This window comes from Albibacillus kandeliae, assembly GCF_003116585.1.
GTDB lineage: Bacteria > Pseudomonadota > Alphaproteobacteria > Rhodobacterales > Rhodobacteraceae > Albibacillus > Albibacillus kandeliae.
The window spans coordinates 250,086-270,527 of sequence record NZ_QEHM01000003.1; the positions used below are offsets into that span (position 1 = coordinate 250,086).

Consider the following 20,442-nt stretch of genomic DNA (forward strand, 5'->3'; position numbering starts at 1 on the left):
AATCCGGGTCAACAGGGACATATACGGGGCGAGCAACAGCAACGGGACCCCGGATGACCCAGTACCTGGACTTCGAGAAACCCCTGGCCGAGATCGAAGGCAAGGCGGAAGAACTCCGCGCCCTCGCCCGCGCCAACGAGGAGATGGACGTCGCCGACGAGGCGGCCGCGCTCGACGCCAAGGCGGCGACACTGCTGGCCGACCTCTACAAGGACCTCTCGCCCTGGCGGAAATGCCAGGTCGCGCGCCACCCCGAACGGCCCCACTGCCGCGACTACATCAACGCGCTGTTCACCGAGTATACGCCGCTGGCCGGCGACCGGAACTTCGCCGACGACCTCGCGGTGATGGGCGGCCTCGCCCGGTTCAACGACACGCCCGTCATGGTCATCGGCCACGAAAAGGGCTCGGACACCAAGTCGCGCATTGACCACAACTTCGGCATGGCGCGCCCCGAGGGCTACCGCAAGGCCGTGCGCCTGATGCAGATGGCCGGCCGCTTCGGCCTGCCGGTGATCACGCTGGTCGACACCGCCGGCGCCTATCCCGGCAAGGGCGCCGAGGAGCGCGGCCAGTCCGAGGCCATCGCCCGCTCGACCGAAACCTGCCTGCAGATCCCCGTCCCGCTGATCTCGGTGATCATCGGCGAAGGCGGCTCCGGCGGCGCCGTGGCCTTCGCCACCGCCGACCGCGTGGCGATGCTCGAACACTCGATCTACTCGGTGATCAGCCCCGAGGGCTGCGCCTCGATCCTCTGGAAGGACGCCGAGAAGATGCGCGAGGCCGCCGAGGCCCTGCGCCTCACCGCCAAGGACCTCAAGACCCTCGGCATCTGCGACCGCATCATCGACGAACCGAAGGGCGGCGCCCACCGCGACAAGACGGCGGCCATGGCCTCGGTCAGCAAGGCCATCGCCGAGATGCTGAAGGACCTCGAGAAGAAGAAGGGCGACGTCCTGGTCAAGGAACGCCGCCAGAAGTACCTCAAGCTCGGCTCCAAGGGACTCGCCGCCTGATCCCTGCTAGTCAGGGTCGCGCCCCTCCGGCGTCCACGCCTACGACACCTATCCATCGGGGGGCGCTGCCCCCCGCACCCCCCGGGATACTTGAAACCCAAAGAAGGACAGCGGCTCCCGCTTCTTTGGGTTGGAAATATCCCGGGGGTGAATTGGCCGCAGGCCAAGAGGGGGCTGGCCCCCTCCCGCCTCAGCCGCGCCAGCGCAGCAGGCGTTTCTCGGCCAGCCCGATCAGCCAGCTGACCAGAACCCCGATCACCGACAGGATCACCACGCCCGCGAACAGGCGCTCGAGATCGTAGAGCGCGCCCGCCTGCAGCACATAGGCGCCGATGCCGTATTCGGCGCCGAGCATCTCGGCGGCGACCAGCAGGATGATCCCGATGGCGAGCGAGACGCGCAGGCCCGAGAGAATGCCGGGCAGCGCGCCGGGCAGCACGATCTTCGAGACGATGCTCCACCATGACAGGCCAAAGCTCTGCCCCATGCGGATCAGCGTGCGGTCCACGTTGTCGACCGCGCCATAGGTCGAGGTCACCGTGGGCGTGAAGGTGCCCAGCGCGATCAGGGCGTATTTGCTGGGCTCGTCGATGCCGAACCAGATCACGAAGAGCGGCAGCAGCGCGATCTTGGGAATCGGGAAGATCGCCGCGACCAGGGGCACCAGCCCGGCGCGGGCGTAGGAGAACAGCCCGATGGCGACCCCGACGGCGATGCCGGTGGTCACCCCCAGCAGACTGCCCACCGCGAGGCGCGAGAGCGAGGGCCCGAGGTGTTCCCAGAGCCGCCCCGAGGCGGCCAGATCCCATAGGGTCGCGCCCACGTCGGAAGGGCGTGGCAGGGTCAGGTTGCCGATCCACCCTGCCCGGGTGCCCCATTCGATGACCAGCAGCAGCACCACGAAGACCATGAGCCCGACGCCGCGCTTGGCCTCGGGGCGAAAGCCGCCGCCGCGGAAGGGCACCGGGCGGGCGGCGGTGGCGCGGGGCTCTCCCGGCAGCGTCGCGTCAGACATCGAGAAGCTCCTGGTCGGCCGCCATGGCCTCGTCGCGCATGAGGCCCCAGAGATGCGCCTGCACCTCGTCGAGCCGGGCCAGACCGGCGTGCCTCTCGGCCAGCGGGATGTCGATCTCCACCACCTCGCGCACCCGGCCGGGACGGCGCGAGAGCACGGCGATGCGGTGGCCGAGGCGCACCGCCTCGTTCAGGTTGTGGGTCACGTAGACAGCGGTAAAGGGCGCCCGGGTCCAGAGCGCCAGCAGGTCGTCCATCAGCAGTTCGCGGGTCTGCGCGTCGAGCGCCGAGAGCGGTTCGTCCAGCAGCATCACCGCCGGGTTCACCGCCAGCGCGCGGGCGATCGCCACCCGCTGCTTCATCCCGCCCGAGAGCTGCCGGGGCAGCGCCTTGCGGAAATCCGAGAGCTTGGTGCGCGCCAGCACGTCGTCGATGATGGCATCTGCCGCGCGCCCCTTGATGCCGTGGTCTTCCAGCACCAGCGAGATGTTCCCGCCGACCGTGCGCCACGGCAGCAGCGCGAAGTCCTGGAACACGTAGGTCAGCGGGTTGAGGCAGCCTTCCGGCGGGGTGCCAAGCTGCAGCACCTGCCCCTCGTCTGGCTTTTCCAGCCCGCCGATCAGACGCAGCAGGGTGGACTTGCCACAGCCCGAGGGGCCAACGATGCAGAGGATCTCGCCCGCCGGGATCTCCAGCGATATCTCCTGCAGCACCGGCATCCCGCTGTAGCGGTGGGTGATCTGGTCGAGGGTCAGGTTCATGGGCAGAGAGCGGAGGGGCCGCAGGCGGTGCCGGCGGCCCGTCGTCCTAGGGTATCAGGTCAGCTCGACATAGGAGGTATCGACAAGGGTGTCGACCGTAATCGAATCCTTGATCAGACCCTCGGACTTGAACCAGTCGACCTGGTCGTTCACCGACCCCATGTTCAGCGCGCCGTCCTTGTTGATCCGCATCGCGCCATTGATGATCGAGGTCGAGGCCTTCTCGAAGGGCTGGTCCTCGTAGACGTACTTGTGGATCAGCTTGACCATCTCCTCCTGCTGCGCCGCATCGACCGTCTTGTCGACCAGCGCCGCGTTGAAGTCGTCGGCCCCGCGCGAGAAGGCGCGCAGGAAGGCCTCGGTCTTGGCCCGGTCTTCCGAGGCGTTCTTGGCCGAGGTGAAGACCGTGGTGACCTGGTAGCCCGGCAGGTAGTCGGCGACCATGCCGATCTGCTTGACCGCGCCGCCGCCGGTCAGGGCCTTGCCGATGTGGGGCACGATGGTCCAGGCGTCGACCTGTCCCGACTTCATCGCGCCGATGATCGCCCCGACCTTCTGCAGCGGCTTGTAGGAGAGGCTGACGCCTTCCGCCTCGGCGATCTTGGCGCCCATGTAGTGAAAGGACGATCCGGGCTGCGTGACCGCAAAGCTCTTGCCGTCCAGCGCCGCCGGGGCGGTCAGACCGGCATCGTAGGCCGCGTTCGAGGCTAGGATCATCTGGCCGTCGATGCCCTTTTCCTCGCTCAGCGCACCGGCGATGACCTTGGCCGCGCCCTTCTCGGCAAGGCTGATCAGGCCGCCGGTGATCGAGGTCACCCCGAAATCGGCATCCTGCGAGGCGATCGCCACCGCCATCGGCTGCGCCGCCTCGAAGAACTTGAACTCCACGTCCAGCCCCTCGTCGGTGAAGTAGCCGCGCTCGTAGGCGACGAAGCTCGCCGCGTGGCTGGTGAAGCGCAGGGCGCCGACGGTGAGCTTGGTGTTGGCCAGGGCCGGGCTGCCGAGCAGCGGCAGCACTGCCGCGCCACCGGCCATGCCCAGCGCGGCGCGCCGAGTGAAATTGGTCATGATGTTCCTCCCAAAGTGCAGTCAACGCCCCGTCGGGGCGGTCTTCGGGCAGAGTTTAAGGCGCATCGGCAAAAAGGTGCAATCCGCAAAGGCCGCCTGTATGCCCGCCCGGCGCCGGGTTCTCCCGCCATTCGCCGTGCAGTGATACCCACATTGCGGCCCCAGCTCCGCCCGTCATGCCTTGGGTTGCGGGCGGCTTTCCCTGACGAGGAGTGTCAGCGCCGCCGCGAGCGCAAGCGCCAGCGGCAGAAGCGCCAGCGCGAGAGCGAAGCTGCCCAGCCGGTCGACCAGCGCGCCGACCAGCGGCTGAAACACCAGCGCCGCGCCGATGCCGACCATGTTGACGAAGGCAATCGCCGTCCCGGCCGAGCGCGCATCCTGCCCGTCGCGCGCCATGGCAAAGGTCAGCATCTGCGCCCCGCCGAACAGCCCGGCGAGGAACAGCAGCACCGCCAGCAGGCACAGCGACCCGGTGCCGGAGAACAGCACCCCCGACCAGATCACCGCCGCCGCGACACCGCCGCCGAAGACGATCCACTTGCGATGTCCCAGCCGGTCCGAGAGCGCCCCTGCGCCGATGCTGCCTGCGGCCATGCCCCAGAACAGCAGGCTCACCGCCGTCTCCGCGGCAATCGGGGACAGCCCGTGGTCCTGCGCCAGCTCGGAGTTGCCCCAGAGCCCGCCGTAGACATTGATTGGCAGGTAGAGCAACGCACCGATCACCGCGATCAGCCAGACCTGTGAATCCCGCAGGATGTCGTAGAGCGGCCCCAGCGGCGAGTCATGAACCTCGACATCCTCCTGCTGCGCCGGGGCGTCGCGGAACAGCAGGACCGCCAGCGCGAATATCAGCAGCCCGAAGGCCCCGGTCGCCAGGAAGGTCGGGCGCCAGCCGATGGAGCCGACCACGCCGGTCAGCACCACCGCACCCACGGCGGTGCCCAGCATTCCCACCGCGTTCACCACCCCCGAAAGCACCGCGAACCGCTCGGACGGGAACCAGTGGTTCACCACGTAGAGCGCGCCGACAAAGGCGAAGGAGGCCCCGAACCCCGTGGCCAGCCTGCCCACCCCCGCCAGCACAGGCGACGAAACCAGCCCGACCGTGGCGACCCCCAGCGCGCAGACGAGGATCGCGGGCAACACGAGGCGGCGAGCTCCGAAGCGGTCCAACAGCAGGCCCACGACGATCTGCATCGGGGCGTAGACCCAGAAGAACAGGCTCGACAGCACGCCGAACCCGGCGCGCGACAGGCCGAAGTCGGCAGCCATCTCGCTCGTGGCGAGGCTCGGTTCGATCCGGGCGACAAACTCGAAGAGAAAGAACAGCGCGGCGACGACGAAAGCCGCCCAGGCGATGATCGGTTTGTGCCGGCTGTCGAACTCCATGCCGCCGCTCCGCTCAGGAGGTCAGAAGACGCAGACCCTGGGTCACGTCCGACCGCACCGCCAGCCGCAGCCCCGGCTCGTCCCCAGCCTTGAGTGCGGCGATGATCAGCTTGTGATAATGCGGCGGATCGGTCCGCCGGAGCCGCCCGTAGAGCGCCCGCATCGTCGGACCGAGCTGCAGCCAGACCGTCTCGGCCATGGCCAGCATCGCGGGCGCCTGCGCCCGCAGGTAGAGCGTGCGGTGAAACTCGAGGTTGCTGCGGATGTAGCCCACGGCATCGCGGTTCACGATCACTTCGCCGATGGTATTGTTGATTGCGGTCAGCCGGTCGATCAGCGCCATGTGCGCGCGCGGCAGGGCCCGGCTGGCCAGCTCCACCTCGATCAGCGCCCGGAGCGCCGCCAGTTCCTCGATCCGCTCGTTGCTGAGCTCCGGGGTCGACACCCGCCCCGAGGACGAGAGGAACAGCGCCCCTTCCGCCACCAGGCGCCGCACCGCCTCGCGCGCGGGGGTCATCGACACATCGAACTCCTTGCCGATGCCCCGCAGGGTCAGCGCCGCACCCGGCGCGATCTCGCCGTGCATGATGCGCGTTCTCAGGGTCCGGTAGACCCGGTCATGGGCGGCAGGAACGGCTTCGGAGGCGCGGGGTGTCATCATGCCGACACTTGTGATCACAAAGCGCGAACCCGTCAAGAGCCCGCCCCGCCGGGGTTCAGAACCGGTAGAGATGGAGCGCGTTGCCTTGCCCGCGCAGCCAGCCGCGCGCCTCGGCGTAAGGACCGTAGAGGCGCTCGACTACCGCCCAGAAGGCCGGCGAATGGTTCATCTCGGCCAGGTGCGCGACCTCGTGCGCCGCGACGTAGCGCAGCACCTCGGGCGGCGCCATCACCAGCCGCCAAGAGTACATCAGCGCCCCGTCGGATGTGCAGGATCCCCAGCGCGACCGGGTATCGCGCAGGGTGATCTTGCTGAACGTCACCCCCAGTGCGGCGGCATAATGTTCCGAGGCCGTGGCGAGCCGGTCGCGCGCGAGGGTCTTGAGATAGCCCTGCAACCGGGGCCCCACCGGCCCGCGCGGAACCGCGATCTCGGCCGCGCCAAGCGTCACCCGGCGCCCTCCGGCCTCGACGATTCGCAGGATCCGCCCCTCGACCGGCACCTCGCCCCCCAGATCGATGGCCTGCTCCACCGGCCGACCCGCAAGGTGACGGCGAATCCAGTCCTCGCGGCTGCGGGCAAAGTCCATCGCCTCGCGTTCCGGCACGCCTCGAGGCATGGTCAGCGTAACCCGCCCGTCCAATTGGGAAATTCTGAGCGTCATCCGCCGCGCGCGGGTCGATTTGCGCAGGATCAGAGGCACCGGCGGCACACCGGGCAGGTGATGGTCGGCCATGCGTACGCCCCCATTGCCAAAGGCTTTGACAGTCCCCACCTCATATGGCAAGCGACCTGAATCGTCGATATGACCATCACAATTTCAAGGGGACGCCAATGCCCAAGGAAGAATGGGGCACGAAACGCGTTTGCCCGACTACGGGTAAACGGTTCTATGACCTGAACCAGGATCCGATCATCAGCCCCTACACGGGCGAAGTTGTCGAGATCGATACCAGCAAGGCCCGCATGATCGCGGCCGATGCCGAGGACGCCGCGACGCTGAAAGCCAAGAAGTCCATGGCCAGCGACGACGATGACGTGATTCTCGATGACGACGACGTCGATGTGGATCTGGACGACGATCTGCTGGAAGACGACGAAGACGAGGATGACGTCTCGCTCGACGATATCGCGGATGTTTCCGGCGAAGACGACGACTGAAAAAACTCTCGCGCCGGGCGGAATTTTTCGCTTGAACCCGCCCGGCGAAGCGCCTATTCAGCGGCGCACTACGGGGCCTTAGCTCAGCTGGGAGAGCGCTTGCATGGCATGCAAGAGGTCAGGGGTTCGATCCCCCTAGGCTCCACCAAACTTCCCATCACCCATCTCAGACTGTCCGTTCTCCCCCTCGGGGAGTTCGCCTCTCCTGTCTCTTAGACAAGCCCCGCGCAGCTCTCGCTGCCTCCTTGCCCACGCTCCCCTTGCCCCGTCACGGCCGACCTTGCGGCGCCGCCCTATCGCTGCGACGGTGCAGCCGACGGGAGGGGAGGAGACCGCCAACGTGACGCAACCCGACGATCTGGCAGACTGGTCGCTGCACTGCTTCTGCCTTGGCGCCCGAAAGACCCCGCACGCCCTTGTCCGGAGCGGCGGGAACGGTCGGCTCCTGTTCGAGGCCGCGGACTGGTGCAGCCTCGCCGACCTCGCCCGCGTCGGGATCAGCGTGTCCGAGGACGCCCTGACGGACCTCTCCGCCTTCAACGTGCTGGAACGGCGGGATGGAAAGGTGCGCTCCCGAATCCCGAGATTCGGGCCCGATACGATCCGCCCCCTGCGGGACCGAATGAACACGGCGGCCGGGGCGTTTCTGGACGACGCACAGGATCTGCTCGCGGAACTGGCACAGGAACTCGCCGCCAAGGGCCTGCCGCACGCCTTCTACGCCGTCTTCTTCGGAACGGTCATGGACGGGTTCCTGTGGCGACATCTCCGCAACCGCATCGACCTTCCCGATACCCGCCTGACCGCAGATCACCCCTACTGGCGCGGTGTGTTCTGGGCCGTCTATCCCCCGGTCGAGAATGCGATCGGCACCAACGAAATCACCCTCGGAGCCGCAACCCTCACGATGGTCTGGTCGGAGAAGACCGCCGCCATGCTGAACGACCTGCGGCAGCAGGACTGGCCAGCAGTGTTTCTGCGCTTCCTTCTCGGAGAGTCCGCCGAGCCACCGCCGCAGGCCGCATCCGCGGGCCTTGTCGACAGCGACTCGAACCCCACGGTGCCCGTCTTCGGAAGCTCCGGCTTCGCAGAGCTGTCGCAGCTGGCCGACCACCTTGCCGACCGCGCCGCCGCCCATCTCAGCGACACGCTCGGCAAGCTGTCCTTCGCCAACGACCTGAGCGGGCCCGCGCGCAATGTCATCCTCGCCCACGAATACATCTGGGCCATGCAGACGGTATTCGGGAGGGAGAGCTCCGCGACCATCGGTCAAATCGCCAATACCCGGCCACCCGTGGATGTCAGGGGATCGGTCGTCGTACACATCGATCCGCCCCGGCCCCCGGACCCAGTCGGACATTGAGCCAAACGCCCCGGCGGCCTACAACATCCGGGCAGCCTCCTGAACAGCAGGTCAACCGGGAAGAGACGCCAAGCATGATCGCCTATGTCACGGTCGGTACGGATGACATCGCACGCGCAAAGCGGTTCTATTCGGCCATCCTCCCCGCCCTCGGCTACACTCTGGAGGAAGGTCCCGAGGGCCTGAGCTTTACCCTGCCCCCGCAACCGGGCCAGTCCCCCACCCTGCCGGACTTCTACGTCAAGCCCACCTTCGACGGGCGCCCGGCCTCGGCGGGCAACGGGGCCATGGTGGCCTTCCAGCTGCGCAACCAGCAACAGGTACGCGATCTGCACGCTGCCGCGCTGGCCGCGGGGGGCTCGGACGAGGGGCAGCCGGGATTCCGTGCCGCCTACGGCCCGCGTTTCTACGTCGGTTACCTGCGCGACCCGCAGGGCAACAAGATAGCCCTCTTCTCCAGCAACCCCGACGAACCGGGGCGGGACGACTAGCACCTCCTCCACCCCCGAATCTCACGGATGCGATCCTCGCCCCCGGCGTGCTGGTCGCCGCCGCCCTGTTCCACTGAAACCCGAGGAGTTCTCATGAGTGACCGTTTCCACGTCGTGACCGGCGGCCCCGGTGCGGGCAAGACCAGCCTGATCGCCGAACTCGCCCGCAGGGGCGTCCACACCGTGCCCGAATCCGGCCGCACAATCATCCGGGAACAGACTCGGCTGGGCGGCAGCGCCCTCCCCTGGGCCGACCGTGCGGCCTATGCCCTGCTGATGCTGGAACGCGATATCGCGGCCTGGCACACCGCCGAGGCGCTCACCGGGCCGGTGATCTTCGACCGGGGCATTCCCGACGTGCTGGGCTATTGCCGGCTCTGCGGCCTGACCGTCCCCCGGGCGCTCGACCGCGCGGCAGGCGCGTTGCGCTATCACCGGCGGGTGATGCTTGCCCCGTTCTGGCCGGAGATCTTCACCGGCGATGCCGAGCGCAAGCAGACGCCCGCCGAGGCCGAGGCGACCAGCAGGGCGATGGCCGAGGCCTATGGCGGCCTCGGCTACCAGATCGTGGACCTGCCCCGCCTCGATGTCGGCGCACGGGCCGACATCGTGATGGCACAGCTGTCTGGCGGCTAGGCCGCGCCCTTGACCCGGTCGCGCAACACGCGGCGCAGGATCTTGCCGGAGGCCGATTTCGGAATCTCGTCCACCACTTCGAGGATGCGCACCTGCTTGTAGTGCGCCAGCCGGTCCTCGAGATAGCTCTGCACGTCGCCAAGGCTCGGCGCGGCCTGCCCCGCAGCCGCCACGATAAAGGCCATCGGCAGTTCGCCCGCCTCGTCATCCGGCTTGCCGATTACGGCGGCGTCGGCGATGGCCGGGTGAGTGACCAGTTCCGCCTCCAACTCGGCAGGCGCCACCTGGAAGCCCTTGTACTTCACCAGCTCCTTCAGGCGGTCGGTGATGAACAGGAAGCCCTCGTCGTCGAAATGCCCGATGTCACCGGTACGCAGCCAACCGCCCTCGACGATGGTATCCGCCGTGGCCTTGGGGTTGTTGATATAGCCCTTCATCACCTGCGGCCCGCGGACCCACAGCTCTCCGTCCTCGCCCGGCGCGGCATCTTCCAGCGTGTCGACCTTCATGATCCGGCACTCGGTATTCGACACCGTCACGCCTGAGGCGCCGGTCTTGCCCTTACCGAAGGCCGAGACATGGCTGACCGGCGACAACTCGGTCATGCCGTAGCCCTGCACCGCCGAGGCACCGAGGCGGCGACCCATCGCATCCGCGACGTCCCCGCCCAGCGGCGCGGCGCCCGAGTTGGCCTGGGTCACGCAGCTCAGGTCGAACTGGTCCACCAGCGGATGCTTGGCCAGCGCCAGCGCCACCGGTGGCACGATCCACAGCCGCGGCGTCTGGTACTCGACGATCAGCTTCAGGAACATCTCGAGGTCGAAGCGCGGCATGGTCACCAGCCCGCCGCCTGCGGCGAGATAGATGTTCTGCAGCACCTCCAGCCCGTAGATGTGAAAGAAGGGCAGAAAGGCGATGGTCATCTCGCCCCGCGTCACGTCGGCGGGCACAAGGCACTGGTCGATGTTCACCACGAGGTTGCGATGGGTCAGCATCACGCCCTTGGGCAGGCCGGTCGTCCCCGAGGAATAGGGCAGCGCCACCACGTGTTCGGCCACGTCCACCGGCACCTGCTCGGCCAGCGGCGTGCCCATCAGATCGGTCAGCGGGATCATGCCCTCGGGCGCCTCGCCGATGACGACGATCTGTTCCACCTTGGTGCCCTTGATTGCCTCGCGCGCAGTGTCGGCGAACATCGCGATGGTCACCAGCACATCGGCCCCGGCATCCTTCAGCTGATGGTTCACCTCGTGCGCCGTGTAGGTCGGGTTGATCGTGGTCACCGTGCCGCCAGCCCAGGCAGAGGCGTGAAAGGTGACGCAATACTCCGGCAGGTTCGGCGCCATCAGCGCAACCACCTTGCCCGCGCCCCAGCCCCGCGCGGTCAGCCCGCCGGCCAGCGATTTCACCGCCCCGATGAACTGCGCCCCGGTCAGCTTGCGCCCGGTCGGCCCGTCGATCAGGATCGTCGCCTCCGGGTCGATCCCCTCGAAGACGCGCTGCGTGATGGTCTTGTCGGTCAGCGCGACGTCAGGAAACGTGCTCTTGTAGATGTTCATGTGTTTCTCCTCCCGAGCGAAGCCTACACCGCCAAATCCCGCGCCCAAAAGAACTTTGTAAGCGTCGATTCAGCGCGGCATTTCCGGAGGATCGCCAAAATCCGGGGAACCGGCGCCCCTTTGCCCGTCGGCACCGTCCGGGCACCGCCCCAGACGCACCGGACCCCGCCGACAGGCGAGTCGGCGGGGTCCGTGCTTTCCCTCTGGATCGGGGCTTGATGTGGCCCGTCGGGCTAAGGTCAGCCCTTGCCCTTCCACGGTACCAGCACGCGCTCGGCCCAGCGCATCAGCATGTCGATGCCGAAGCCGATGATGCCGATCAGGATGATACCCATGATCACGATGTCGGTGTTCTGGAACTTCGACGCGACCATGATCATCATGCCCGCCCCCTTCTCGGCGGCGACCAGTTCGGCGGCGACCACGGTGCCCCAGCAGACCCCCATCGCCACCCGCGCGCCGGTGAAGATATCGGGCAGTGAGTTCGGGATGATCACGTAGCGCATGATCTGCGCCTTGCTCGCCCCCAGCGAATAGGCGGCGTGCACCTTGGATATCTTGACCCCCGACACCCCAGAACGCGCGGCGATGGCCATGATCCAAAGCGCCGCAAGGAACAGCAGGATGATCTTGCCCGCCTCGCCGATGCCCGCCCAGATGATCACCAGCGGGATCAGGGCCAGCGGCGGAACCGGGCGCATGAATTCCACGATCGGGTCGAACCACCCCCGGAACCAGTCCGACAGCCCCATTGCATAGCCCAGCGGAATGCCCACCAGCGCGCCAAAGAAGAAGCCCGCGATCACCCGGAACAGCGACCAGCCGAGGTGCTGCCACAGGGTCGAGCCGCGAAAGCCCTCCTGCGCGATGTCGATCAGGCGCGCCATCACCGCCTCAGGCGCGGGCAGCCAGATCGGCTCCATCTGCCAGCCCTTCTTGGGCTCGAAGTTGAGCGTACCCTTCTGGCTCATGCCGACGCGGCCAAAGTCGGTGATCACCTCTCCGCCCGGCACGATCGGCTGACCGTTGACCGCGACGACCTTGGCGCCGTCCGCCTTGGTCACCTCGTCATTGCGGTCGACCTGGATCAGGCCCGACCGCCACATGCCCACGGTGGCGCTGTCGTTCTTGGCCCAGCCGTCGCCCGCCTCGACCTCCGGCGCCTTGGCCTCCTGCTCGATCGGATGCACCAGCACCGTGACCGTCGCCGTGGCGGGCTCCCGCCCCGGCGCCTCGGCGGTATAGTCGAACCGCGCCAGACCCTCGAAGGGGCCGGGCGCATGCAGGAACTTCGGCAACAGCGCCGAGCCGGTGAACATGCCCCACAGCAGGAACAGGGTCAGGATCGAAATGACCGAGGCGGTTCGGTTCGAACGCACCGCGCTCTCGTCGCCGAAGGTCACGGTCTTGAGCGAGGTGAAATCCTTGCGCGCGCCGGGCTTGATCAGCTTCATCACCACGAAGAAAGAGACGACGAAGACGGCGACATAGATCAGCAGGACAATCATGCGCCTGCCTCCTGACGGCCCATGATCTCTTCCTCCATGTCCCAGATCATCCCGAGGATCTCCTCGCGCGTCCGTGCGAACTCGGGGTGCTTCTTAACCTCGCGCAGGTCCTCGCCCACGCCCATCTCGGCAAAGGGCAGGCGGTATTCCTTGTGGATGCGGCCCGGTCGCGGCGCCATCACCAGCAGCCTCTCGCCCAGCAACAACGCCTCCTCGACCGAGTGGGTGATCAGGATGATGGTCTTGCCCGTCTCCTTCCACAGCTTCAGCACGAGGCTCTGCATCTTCTCGCGGGTCAGCGCGTCCAGCGCACCCAGCGGCTCGTCCATCAGGATCACGTCGGGTTCGTTGGCAAGGCAGCGCGCCAGCGCGACCCGCTGCTGCATCCCGCCGGACAGCTCGTAAACCGCCTTTTCCTTGAAGTCGCGCAAGCCCACCACGTCGAGCAGGTGGTTCACGATCTTGTCCTTGTCGGCCTTCGCCATGCCCTTCATCCGGGGGCCGAAACCGACGTTGTCACGCACGCTCATCCACTCGAACAGGGCGCCCTGCTGGAACACCATGCCGCGCTCGGCGTCGGGGCCGCGCACCTCGTGCCCGTTGAGCACGATGCGCCCCTCGGTCGGAGCAAGGAACCCCGCGACAATGTTCAGCAAGGTGGTCTTGCCGCACCCCGACGGCCCCAGCACGCTCAGCAACTGACCGGCCTTGAGGTTCAGCGACACGTTCTTGAGCGCCTGCACCGACGTGCCGTTCGGCAGGTCGAAGCGCATGGAAATATTCTCGATCTCGAGTCCGGACATGGATCTCGCCCTCGCAGTCAGAAATGAATAGGCCGACGCAAGACTTCGCCGGAAGTCTTGCCAAAAGTTTTCAGAAACTTTTGCGCGATCGACGGGTCGGACGGCACGCCGTCCGACCCTTGGGGTTTACATCTCGGAAGCGGCCTTGAGCGGGCCGGTGTTGACCGCGTTGTCATAGGAGTCCTTGGCGGCGCTGATGCTGCCCGCCTCGACGAAGACATCCGCCACGCCCTTCATGAACTCCTGCGCCCCGCCGCCAAGCCACTTGGCGCTCAGCTGGTCCTCGACGGTCGGGAAGACGAAGGTCGAGATGGTTTCCATCGTCGCCTGCTCGTCCATGCCCGCGTCCTTGGCGATGACCGGCAGCATTTCGGCATGGTTGGCCTCGTCCGCCCACATGGCGTTGGCGTCGGCGGTCACCTTCAGGAACTTGGCCACGGTGTCGCCATTCTCTGCGGCCCAGCCTGCCGGGGCCGAGGTGACGTCGAAGACGAGAATGCCCAGTTCTTCCTTCTCGGCGCCAGTCAGCAGCACGTTGCCGTGCTCCTTCATGCGGCGCAGCGCGCCGCCCCAGCCGCAGGCCATGTCGACCGCACCCTGCGCGATGGCTGCCGCGCCGTCGGGCGGAGCCATGTCGACGATTTCGAGGCTGTCGAGCGCGACGCCGAAATGCGCCATCTGCTTGAGGAAGCCGTAGTGCGCGGCGGTGCCCAGCGGAACGGCGACCTTCTTGCCCGCCAGTTCAGAGGCCGAGTCCTTGTCGATCTCGAGCCCGCTTGCCACCACGCAGTTGTCGTTGTCGGAATAGCTCACCGCCACGTCGAGGATCTGGAGATCCTGCCCGGCGCTCGCCGCGACCACGAAGGGCGGAACGCCCTGGCTGACGCTGATCTGCACGTCGCCCGAGGCCATTGCCGCGCTCATCGCGGTGCCGGTGTCGAAACTGACCCAGTTCACCGTCTCGCCCAGCGCCTCGTCGTAGAGGCCCTTCACCTTGGCGTACTCGAAGGGCATCGGCCATTCGAGGAAGTAACCGACCGTAATGTCGGCCAGCGCCGGACCGGCGCCCAGGGCCAAGGCGGCCGCCGTGCTCATCAGTTTCAATGTCTTTTTCATCTCTGTCTCCCTGGTATGCCGCGTCAAAGCGGCCCTCTTGAAGTGTCGCGAGCGGTGTTCCGCTTCTTGGCGTCAGACGGCAAAGGCAGAGCGCCCTCCGCCGTTCGTACGCTCATGATCCGAGCCGAATTCCCCTGACCGATCAATGTTTTTTCTGGCATCATGCCCACGAAACCGGGTCTCTTCCCCCGGCAAAGGCCCCCTTCGGCGGCGCTCTTTCCGTTTCTTTTCATGGCGCTACCCCATTCGGAGAGGGTCGGAATCTCGCCCCTGAGCGCATTTTGGATATAGTAGCGGCAACAAACTGGCCCTATAAAGCGCCATGTTTTCGCGCTGATGTCCTGAACAGCAAGGACGCCTGCAGCGAAAGCTCTGCGTCCCCTCCTCGCGTTTCACCGGAACTAGAAAGGACCTGTCATGGAAGGCAAGTTCATTGAAAACGATATCTCCCACGTCGTCGCGGCCGACAAGGCCCACGTGTGGCACCACCTGACCCAGCACAAGCCGTTCGAAACCGGCGAGCCCCGAATCATCGTCGAGGGCAAGAACATGACCGTCTGGGATCAGAACGGTAAGGAATTCCTCGATGCCGTCTCGGGCGGCGTCTGGACGGTGAACGTCGGCTACGGCCGCGAGAGCATCGCCAACGCGGTGCGCGACCAGCTCATCAAGATCAACTACTTCGCCGGTTCCGGCGGCTCGATCCCGGGCGCCCTGTTCTCGGAAAAGCTGATCGAGAAGATGCCGGGCATGAGCCGGGTCTACTACACGAACTCCGGCTCGGAAGCGAACGAGAAGGCGTTCAAGATGATCCGCCAGATCGCGCACAAGAAGTACGGCGGCAAGAAGCACAAGATCCTCTACCGGGACCGTGACTACCACGGCACCACCATCGGCGCCCTGTCCGCCGGCGGCCAGGACGAGCGCAACGCTCTCTACGGTCCTTTCGCTCCGGGCTTCGTCAAGGTTCCGCACTGCCTCGAGTACCGTGCCTTCGAACAGGAAGGTGCGCCGCTCGAAAACTACGGCGAGTGGGCGGCCGAGCAGATCGAGAAGGTGATCCTCGCCGAGGGTCCGGACACCGTGGGCGGCCTCTGCCTCGAGCCGGTGACGGCTGGCGGCGGCGTCATCACCCCGCCGGAAGGCTACTGGCAGAAGGTCCAGGAGATCTGCCGCAAGTACGACATCCTGCTGCACATCGACGAGGTCGTCTGCGGCGTGGGCCGGACCGGCACCTGGTTCGGCTACCAGCACTACGGCATCGAGCCCGACTTCGTGACCATGGCCAAGGGCGTCGCCTCGGGCTACGCGGCGATCGCCTGCTGCGTCACCACCGAGCGCGTGTTCGACATGTTCAAATCGAACGCCGACGATCCGATGGACTACTTCCGCGACATCTCGACCTTTGGCGGCTGCACCGCCGGCCCCGCTGCGGCGCTGGAAAACATGCGCATCATCGAGGACGAGGGTCTGCTCGAGAACACCGTGAAGATGGGCGACTACATGCTCGACCAGCTGCACGGCCTCGCCGACAAGCACAAGGTCATCGGCCAGGTGCGCGGCAAGGGCCTGTTCCTCGGCGCCGAACTGGTTTCGGACCGCGACAGCCGCACCCCGGTGGACGAGAAGCTGGCCCAGAAGGTGGTCGCCGACTGCGGCGCACAGGGTGTCATCATCGGCGTCACCAACCGCTCGGTGCCGGGTTACAACAACACGCTGTGCTACTCGCCCGCGCTGATCGCCACCAAGGACGACATCGACCGGATCATCACCGCGACCGACAACGCGCTGACCAAAGTCTTCGGATAAGACTGCCTCTCACGGCAATCAAAAGGGGCCCCGGCATCATGCCGGGGCCTTTTTCATCGGCACCGCATCCAGCGCACGGTCTCCTGCGCGGGCCCTCTGTCACCTAGGACAGCCGCGCCCAGAAACCCCTCAGCGCCGTTGCGACCGGCCCGGGCGTTTCTTCCGGCCACCAGTGCCCCACGCCCTCCAGGTGCGACATCTGCGCGCCCGACCTCTGCGCGCCCCATTCGTGTTGCTCCACAGTCCCGCTAGCGCGTCCGAAATCGTCGACAGCAATCAGCGCAAGGCCCGGACGGTCCGCAGCCCAGGACAGGGCCTTGCCCAGGTCCGACATCACCGGCTGTCGTGCCGCCCGTAACAGCTTCAGCACGGTTTGCCCCATCTCGTCATCGAGGCCCGCCGCCACCCGTTCTGCCATCCGGCCGGTAATGCCAAGCGCCGACATGACAGCCGCGCGTTGCTCCCTGTCGCCGCCGTAGATCTCCCGTACCGAGGCTTCCCCGTCGCCGTCCTGCTGCCATCTCTGCGCCCGCGCATGCCATTCGTAGTCCGGCGCGAAGACGCCGAGCGCATCCGACGCCCAGCTGCGCACAAGGTCAGGACGGCTCGACGCCACCAGCGCCACGTGGATCCCGCCCCAGTCGTGCCCCACCAGATCGACGGGCTGGCCGAACAGTTCAAGCTGGGATGACAACCAGTCACGATAGGCTGACGGCGACGGAGCGAAATCGCGCGGCGCAGGAACGCCAAAGCCCGGCGGAGACAGGGCGATCGCATCGGGGCGGCCAAGCTCTCCGATGAGCGGCCCCCAGATGATGGAGGATTCTGGATTACCGTGGACGAGGACAAGGGGAGTGCGCGACATGACGCTGCCTTTCATAAACTTGCTTGTTAGCACACAAGTAACATAAGTCGGCGGATTCACAAGCGCCAACCCACCCCCATCGCGACCGTTTGCGCGCGCGGCCCTATCTGCTACTGACGGATCCTGCGGGCGCCGCCGCCTGCACGTCCTTGACCCGAAACCCGAATTGCACTGATGCCCGATCAGCCTTCCGCCCGCCGCACGCAGCAAGAGCGCCGCGAGCAGACCGAACGCAAGGTCGTCGCCGCCGCGACGGCCCTGATTGCCGAACGCGGATCGCGGGGGTTGACCCTGGCCAAGGTCGGCGAGGCCGCCGGCTACAGCCGGGGCATCGTCACCCACCACTTCGGCAACCGAGAGAACCTCCTGCGCGCGGTGATGCGCGAGGCGCAGACCTTCGATGTCCCGGGGCCGCGCGAGAACGCGGGCGCCTGGCTGACAGACACGGTGCGGGCCTATCTTCAGAACATCACGGCGCGGCGTCCGGCGGCACGGGCCTTCCTGCAGATGTGGGGCGAGGCGATTTCCGCCGATCCCGTCCTGATGCCGCTCTATGCCAAGCAGGACGCGCGCTTCCGGCTCCTGCTTGCCGACAAGATCCGGGAGGGGATGTCCGACGGTTCCGTGCGCGCGGACGCAGACCCCGAGGCTATGGCCGTGTTCCTCGTCGGCCTCCTGCGCGGTATCGCGCTGCAGCTGATCGCGGCACCCCAGTTGGAACAGGTCAGCGCGATCATCGAAGAGGCCACACAGGCCACCCGCCACGCATTGAAACCCTGACCCGGCCAGCCCGCCCCGGCCCCGCGCCGGGGCCTCCCGCGGCTATGGAAGCCCTCAGACCAACGCCTGGAACACCACCCCCGCCAGCACCGCGCCCGTCAGCCCCAAAGCGAGATAGAGCGTGAAGACCCGCGGCTTGACCAGCGACCAGACCGCCGCCATCGCGGGCACCGAACTGACCGCCCCGGCGATCATGAAGGCCATGGCCGCGCCCGAACTCATCCCCTGCTCCATCAGCCCCGACAGCAGCGGCGGCGCGACATAGGAGTTCAGGTAGGCGGGCATGCCGACCAGCGCCGAGACCACGATGGCGCCCAGCCCCTCGCCACCGACGACCGCCGCGATGGCCTCGGCGGGCACGTAAGCCACCAGCACCGCCTCCAGCACGTAGGCCAGCGCCAGCCACTTCAGCAGGAACACCCCGTTCCCGACCGCCTCTTCGCGGAACACGGCGCGGCGGGCGGGATCGGTCCAGAACCGCCAGACCGGCGTGTCACCGGCCTTTGGTCCCGCCCCGCAGCAGCCCTTGCGCTGGTAGACGCGCAGCGGTTCCGACAGGCCGCCCCCGACCATGAGCGCCTTGACCACCACGCCGCCGAAGAGGCCGAGGCCCACCGCCGCCACCGCCTTGGCGATGGCAAAGGGCCAGCCCAGCGCCCCGGCGGTGATCAGCAGCGTCGGCGGGTCGATCAGCGGCGAGGACAGCCAGAAGGCCATGACCGCCGAAAGCGGTGCGCCCAGCGCCAGCAGCCCGGCGATGAAGGGGATAACCTCGCAGGAACAGAAGGGCGCCAGCCCGCCGAAAAGCGCGGCAAGCACGATCATCCGCCACTCCCGCCCCTGAAAGGCGCGGGTCACCAGCACGTCGGCGCCGGTGGCCTTGAGCCCGGCCAGCAGCAGCACCGCGAAAAGGATGTAGACCGAAGTGTGCAGCAGGGCCGCCCCGGCGAAGCGCACCGTCGCGACAAGGTTGCCCGGGTCGAACACCGCCACCAGTGCGAGAACCGCTACAACGACGGTCCACGGCGATTTGAGCCGGTGCAGCGGCAGGCCGGGTTTGCGGGACTGGGACACATCAGCCATTGTTGGCGGCCTTTCTCTGGCTGTCGGCGCAGCACTGGTCGAGGATGAACCCCGCAAGCTGCCGCAGATGCTGGTAGTCCGCCCGGTTCACCACCGTGCGCCCGATCTTCTCCTGCCGGATCAGCCCGCCCGCGGCGAGGAACCTCAGGTGGTGCGCCAAAGTCGAGGGCGCGATGCCGGTCCGCTCCTGTATCTCGCCAACCGAGAGCCCTTCGTCACCGGCGCGCACGAGGATGCGAAGCACCTGCAACCGCGCCTCGGACCCCATCGCCGCAAACCCCTGAGCCGCCTCTTCCCACATGCCGACCTCCATATAACTACATTTCTAGTTATATGGATTCGTGGGCGCGGTCAACGTCCTCCCGCGAGCAGGGAAGATGCTGACGGTGGCGACCCGCACTCTCCCCTCCCCAATCGGCGCACCTTTGGCCCCGGGCGCCCCAAAAACACCACCCTGCCCGTTTTCCGGCGACGATTGGTCACTGGACTCTTGCGCGCCGGACCCGTCAGGTTTGCATGGGATTGAGGACAGTTGGAACGCACGGCACGAACCGGATGACACCAGACTTTCGACATAGGGCGCAAGCCGCTGGCCGACACCCGATCCTGACCCGCAGCCGCAGCGTCGGGCCCAGCGCATGCTGATCCGCGTTGGTGAGGAACGCACGGCCCGTGTCGACCTGCGCCTCGCCGGGATGCTCTCGTCGGTCGCCGGGGCGCTGAACGCCGTCGGGTTCCTGATCGCCGGGTCCTTCACCGCGAACATGACGGGAAACGTGTCGATGTTCGCCGACCTTCTGGTCAGCGGCGACGTTCTGGCGGCCCTAACCTTCGCGGGGCTGGTCGTGACCTTCATCTTGGGGGCCACCTGCGCCGCCCTCGTCGTCCAGATCGGTCAGGCCCGCAAGGTGCGCTCGATCTATGCCGCGGTGATCGTGGCCGAGGGCCTGGCGCTGCTCGCGCTCGGCCTGTTCTTCCATCCCCCGACAGACGGTTCGCGCGGCCTGTTCCTGCTGGTCGTGCTGAGCGGCATCATGGGCGTGCAGAACGCGGTCACCACGATGATCTCGGGGGCGAAGGTCAGAACCACCCATGTCTCGGGGATGGCAACGGACATCGGTATAGAGCTTGCCGCGACCGCGGGGGATGCCTCCACGAAGCGTGACGCGCTGCCAAAGCTGAAGCTGCACAGCCTGACCCTTGCCTGTTTCGTGCTCGGCGGCCTGACCGGAACGCTGCTCTACTGGCGCATCGGCGGATGGCTGTTCATCGTCGCGGGCACCATCCTTCTGGCGATGGCCCTCCCCGACGCCGTGCGCAGCCGCCGGATGCAGCCGCCGCTCTGATCCTTAGCAGGGT

Annotated in this window: 21 protein-coding genes and 1 tRNA gene; 9 read left to right on the forward strand and 13 right to left on the reverse strand. The window is 67.0% G+C overall.

Annotated elements, in window-relative coordinates; all coding sequences use genetic code 11:
* Positions 1-53: 53 nt before the first annotated feature.
* The gene (locus tag DDT93_RS07110; protein WP_109465118.1) at positions 54-1,016 is read left to right on the forward strand and encodes an acetyl-CoA carboxylase carboxyltransferase subunit alpha; all 963 of its coding nucleotides are present in this window, start codon (positions 54-56) and stop codon (positions 1,014-1,016) included.
* Positions 1,017-1,206: 190 nt separating this feature from the next.
* Here the strand turns inward: DDT93_RS07110 and DDT93_RS07115 are convergent, their stop codons facing one another.
* The 6 genes from DDT93_RS07115 to DDT93_RS07140 form a co-directional block, all read right to left on the reverse strand.
* On the reverse strand, positions 1,207-2,031 hold the full coding sequence (locus DDT93_RS07115) for an ABC transporter permease (RefSeq protein ID WP_109465119.1): 825 nt from the start codon (positions 2,029-2,031) through the stop codon (positions 1,207-1,209).
* Positions 2,024-2,791, reverse strand: a complete 768-nt coding sequence (locus DDT93_RS07120; RefSeq protein WP_109465120.1) for an ABC transporter ATP-binding protein — start codon at positions 2,789-2,791, stop codon at positions 2,024-2,026. The genes DDT93_RS07115 and DDT93_RS07120 overlap by 8 nt, the downstream gene beginning before the upstream one ends.
* 54 nt (positions 2,792-2,845) lie before the next feature.
* The gene (locus tag DDT93_RS07125) at positions 2,846-3,859 is read right to left on the reverse strand and encodes an ABC transporter substrate-binding protein (protein ID WP_109465121.1); all 1,014 of its coding nucleotides are present in this window, start codon (positions 3,857-3,859) and stop codon (positions 2,846-2,848) included.
* Between the two features lie 174 nt (positions 3,860-4,033).
* Complete coding sequence (locus DDT93_RS07130; RefSeq protein ID WP_109465122.1) at positions 4,034-5,248, reverse strand: MFS transporter; 1,215 nt, start codon at positions 5,246-5,248, stop codon at positions 4,034-4,036.
* Positions 5,249-5,261: 13 nt separating this feature from the next.
* Positions 5,262-5,906, reverse strand: a complete 645-nt coding sequence (locus DDT93_RS07135; protein WP_408607921.1) for a GntR family transcriptional regulator — start codon at positions 5,904-5,906, stop codon at positions 5,262-5,264.
* Between the two features lie 58 nt (positions 5,907-5,964).
* Entirely contained in the window at positions 5,965-6,645 is a 681-nt protein-coding gene (locus tag DDT93_RS07140; protein WP_109465124.1) for a M48 family metallopeptidase, read from the reverse strand.
* Between the two features lie 98 nt (positions 6,646-6,743).
* Here DDT93_RS07140 and DDT93_RS07145 point away from each other — a divergent pair, with 98 nt between their 5' ends.
* The 5 genes from DDT93_RS07145 to DDT93_RS07165 all read left to right on the forward strand — a co-directional run bounded on the left by DDT93_RS07145 (position 6,744) and on the right by DDT93_RS07165 (position 9,560).
* Entirely contained in the window at positions 6,744-7,070 is a 327-nt protein-coding gene (locus tag DDT93_RS07145; RefSeq protein WP_109465125.1) for a TIGR02300 family protein, read from the forward strand.
* A 72-nt stretch (positions 7,071-7,142) separates the two neighbouring features.
* Positions 7,143-7,218, forward strand: a tRNA-Ala gene (locus DDT93_RS07150).
* Positions 7,219-7,410: 192 nt separating this feature from the next.
* Positions 7,411-8,433 (forward strand): hypothetical protein, encoded by a 1,023-nt coding sequence (locus tag DDT93_RS07155; RefSeq protein WP_109465126.1) that lies wholly within the window; start codon positions 7,411-7,413, stop codon positions 8,431-8,433.
* 74 nt (positions 8,434-8,507) lie between these two features.
* Positions 8,508-8,924 (forward strand): VOC family protein, encoded by a 417-nt coding sequence (locus tag DDT93_RS07160; RefSeq protein ID WP_109465127.1) that lies wholly within the window; start codon positions 8,508-8,510, stop codon positions 8,922-8,924.
* A gap of 93 nt (positions 8,925-9,017) precedes the next feature.
* On the forward strand, positions 9,018-9,560 hold the full coding sequence (locus tag DDT93_RS07165) for an AAA family ATPase (protein WP_109465128.1): 543 nt from the start codon (positions 9,018-9,020) through the stop codon (positions 9,558-9,560).
* Here DDT93_RS07165 and DDT93_RS07170 read toward each other — a convergent pair.
* The 4 genes from DDT93_RS07170 to DDT93_RS07185 form a co-directional block, all read right to left on the reverse strand.
* Positions 9,557-11,119, reverse strand: a complete 1,563-nt coding sequence (locus DDT93_RS07170) for an AMP-binding protein (protein ID WP_109465129.1) — start codon at positions 11,117-11,119, stop codon at positions 9,557-9,559. The genes DDT93_RS07165 and DDT93_RS07170 overlap by 4 nt on opposite strands.
* Before the next feature lie 239 nt (positions 11,120-11,358).
* Positions 11,359-12,627: an ABC transporter permease gene (locus tag DDT93_RS07175; protein ID WP_109465130.1), complete on the reverse strand. Its 1,269-nt coding sequence runs from the start codon at positions 12,625-12,627 to the stop codon at positions 11,359-11,361.
* Complete coding sequence (locus DDT93_RS07180) at positions 12,624-13,430, reverse strand: taurine ABC transporter ATP-binding protein (RefSeq protein WP_109465131.1); 807 nt, start codon at positions 13,428-13,430, stop codon at positions 12,624-12,626. The genes DDT93_RS07175 and DDT93_RS07180 overlap by 4 nt, the downstream gene beginning before the upstream one ends.
* Positions 13,431-13,556: 126 nt before the next feature.
* Positions 13,557-14,546: a taurine ABC transporter substrate-binding protein gene (locus tag DDT93_RS07185; RefSeq protein WP_109465132.1), complete on the reverse strand. Its 990-nt coding sequence runs from the start codon at positions 14,544-14,546 to the stop codon at positions 13,557-13,559.
* A 417-nt stretch (positions 14,547-14,963) separates the two neighbouring features.
* Between DDT93_RS07185 and DDT93_RS07190 the strand changes: the two genes are divergently transcribed.
* Positions 14,964-16,355 (forward strand): aminotransferase family protein, encoded by a 1,392-nt coding sequence (locus DDT93_RS07190; RefSeq protein WP_109465133.1) that lies wholly within the window; start codon positions 14,964-14,966, stop codon positions 16,353-16,355.
* A 103-nt stretch (positions 16,356-16,458) separates the two neighbouring features.
* Here DDT93_RS07190 and DDT93_RS07195 read toward each other — a convergent pair whose 3' ends face one another.
* Entirely contained in the window at positions 16,459-17,220 is a 762-nt protein-coding gene (locus DDT93_RS07195) for an alpha/beta fold hydrolase (RefSeq protein WP_109465771.1), read from the reverse strand.
* 174 nt (positions 17,221-17,394) lie between these two features.
* On the opposite strand from DDT93_RS07195, the gene DDT93_RS07200 reads away from it, so the two are divergent.
* On the forward strand, positions 17,395-18,000 hold the full coding sequence (locus DDT93_RS07200; RefSeq protein WP_109465134.1) for a TetR/AcrR family transcriptional regulator: 606 nt from the start codon (positions 17,395-17,397) through the stop codon (positions 17,998-18,000).
* Positions 18,001-18,054: 54 nt separating this feature from the next.
* Here DDT93_RS07200 and DDT93_RS07205 read toward each other — a convergent pair whose 3' ends face one another.
* Together DDT93_RS07205 and DDT93_RS07210 are read right to left on the reverse strand one after the other, a co-directional pair.
* Entirely contained in the window at positions 18,055-19,083 is a 1,029-nt protein-coding gene (locus DDT93_RS07205) for a permease (RefSeq protein ID WP_109465135.1), read from the reverse strand.
* Entirely contained in the window at positions 19,076-19,384 is a 309-nt protein-coding gene (locus DDT93_RS07210) for an ArsR/SmtB family transcription factor (protein WP_109465772.1), read from the reverse strand. The genes DDT93_RS07205 and DDT93_RS07210 overlap by 8 nt, the downstream gene beginning before the upstream one ends.
* Positions 19,385-19,721: 337 nt before the next feature.
* On the opposite strand from DDT93_RS07210, the gene DDT93_RS07215 reads away from it, so the two are divergent.
* On the forward strand, positions 19,722-20,429 hold the full coding sequence (locus DDT93_RS07215; RefSeq protein ID WP_109465136.1) for a YoaK family protein: 708 nt from the start codon (positions 19,722-19,724) through the stop codon (positions 20,427-20,429).
* The last annotated feature ends 13 nt before the right edge of the window (positions 20,430-20,442 follow it).

Excerpts from the sequence above, each read along its gene's own strand:
- DDT93_RS07180 (WP_109465131.1), bottom strand. The coding sequence starts at position 13,430 with ATGTCCGGACTCGAGATCGAGAATATTTCCATGCGCTTCGACCTGCCG.
- DDT93_RS07130 (WP_109465122.1), bottom strand. The coding sequence starts at position 5,248 with ATGGAGTTCGACAGCCGGCACAAACCGATCATCGCCTGGGCGGCTTTC.
- DDT93_RS07135 (WP_408607921.1), bottom strand. The coding sequence starts at position 5,906 with ATGACACCCCGCGCCTCCGAAGCCGTTCCTGCCGCCCATGACCGGGTC.
- DDT93_RS07125 (WP_109465121.1), bottom strand. The coding sequence starts at position 3,859 with ATGACCAATTTCACTCGGCGCGCCGCGCTGGGCATGGCCGGTGGCGCG.
- DDT93_RS07165 (WP_109465128.1), top strand. The coding sequence starts at position 9,018 with ATGAGTGACCGTTTCCACGTCGTGACCGGCGGCCCCGGTGCGGGCAAG.
- DDT93_RS07170 (WP_109465129.1), bottom strand. The coding sequence starts at position 11,119 with ATGAACATCTACAAGAGCACGTTTCCTGACGTCGCGCTGACCGACAAG.
- DDT93_RS07160 (WP_109465127.1), top strand. The coding sequence starts at position 8,508 with ATGATCGCCTATGTCACGGTCGGTACGGATGACATCGCACGCGCAAAG.
- DDT93_RS07200 (WP_109465134.1), top strand. The coding sequence starts at position 17,395 with ATGCCCGATCAGCCTTCCGCCCGCCGCACGCAGCAAGAGCGCCGCGAG.
- DDT93_RS07215 (WP_109465136.1), top strand. The coding sequence starts at position 19,722 with ATGCTGATCCGCGTTGGTGAGGAACGCACGGCCCGTGTCGACCTGCGC.
- DDT93_RS07205 (WP_109465135.1), bottom strand. The coding sequence starts at position 19,083 with ATGGCTGATGTGTCCCAGTCCCGCAAACCCGGCCTGCCGCTGCACCGG.
- DDT93_RS07210 (WP_109465772.1), bottom strand. The coding sequence starts at position 19,384 with ATGTGGGAAGAGGCGGCTCAGGGGTTTGCGGCGATGGGGTCCGAGGCG.
- DDT93_RS07110 (WP_109465118.1), top strand. The coding sequence starts at position 54 with ATGACCCAGTACCTGGACTTCGAGAAACCCCTGGCCGAGATCGAAGGC.
- DDT93_RS07120 (WP_109465120.1), bottom strand. The coding sequence starts at position 2,791 with ATGAACCTGACCCTCGACCAGATCACCCACCGCTACAGCGGGATGCCG.
- DDT93_RS07195 (WP_109465771.1), bottom strand. The coding sequence starts at position 17,220 with ATGTCGCGCACTCCCCTTGTCCTCGTCCACGGTAATCCAGAATCCTCC.
- DDT93_RS07140 (WP_109465124.1), bottom strand. The coding sequence starts at position 6,645 with ATGGCCGACCATCACCTGCCCGGTGTGCCGCCGGTGCCTCTGATCCTG.
- DDT93_RS07115 (WP_109465119.1), bottom strand. The coding sequence starts at position 2,031 with ATGTCTGACGCGACGCTGCCGGGAGAGCCCCGCGCCACCGCCGCCCGC.
- DDT93_RS07185 (WP_109465132.1), bottom strand. The coding sequence starts at position 14,546 with ATGAAAAAGACATTGAAACTGATGAGCACGGCGGCCGCCTTGGCCCTG.
- DDT93_RS07145 (WP_109465125.1), top strand. The coding sequence starts at position 6,744 with ATGCCCAAGGAAGAATGGGGCACGAAACGCGTTTGCCCGACTACGGGT.
- DDT93_RS07175 (WP_109465130.1), bottom strand. The coding sequence starts at position 12,627 with ATGATTGTCCTGCTGATCTATGTCGCCGTCTTCGTCGTCTCTTTCTTC.
- DDT93_RS07190 (WP_109465133.1), top strand. The coding sequence starts at position 14,964 with ATGGAAGGCAAGTTCATTGAAAACGATATCTCCCACGTCGTCGCGGCC.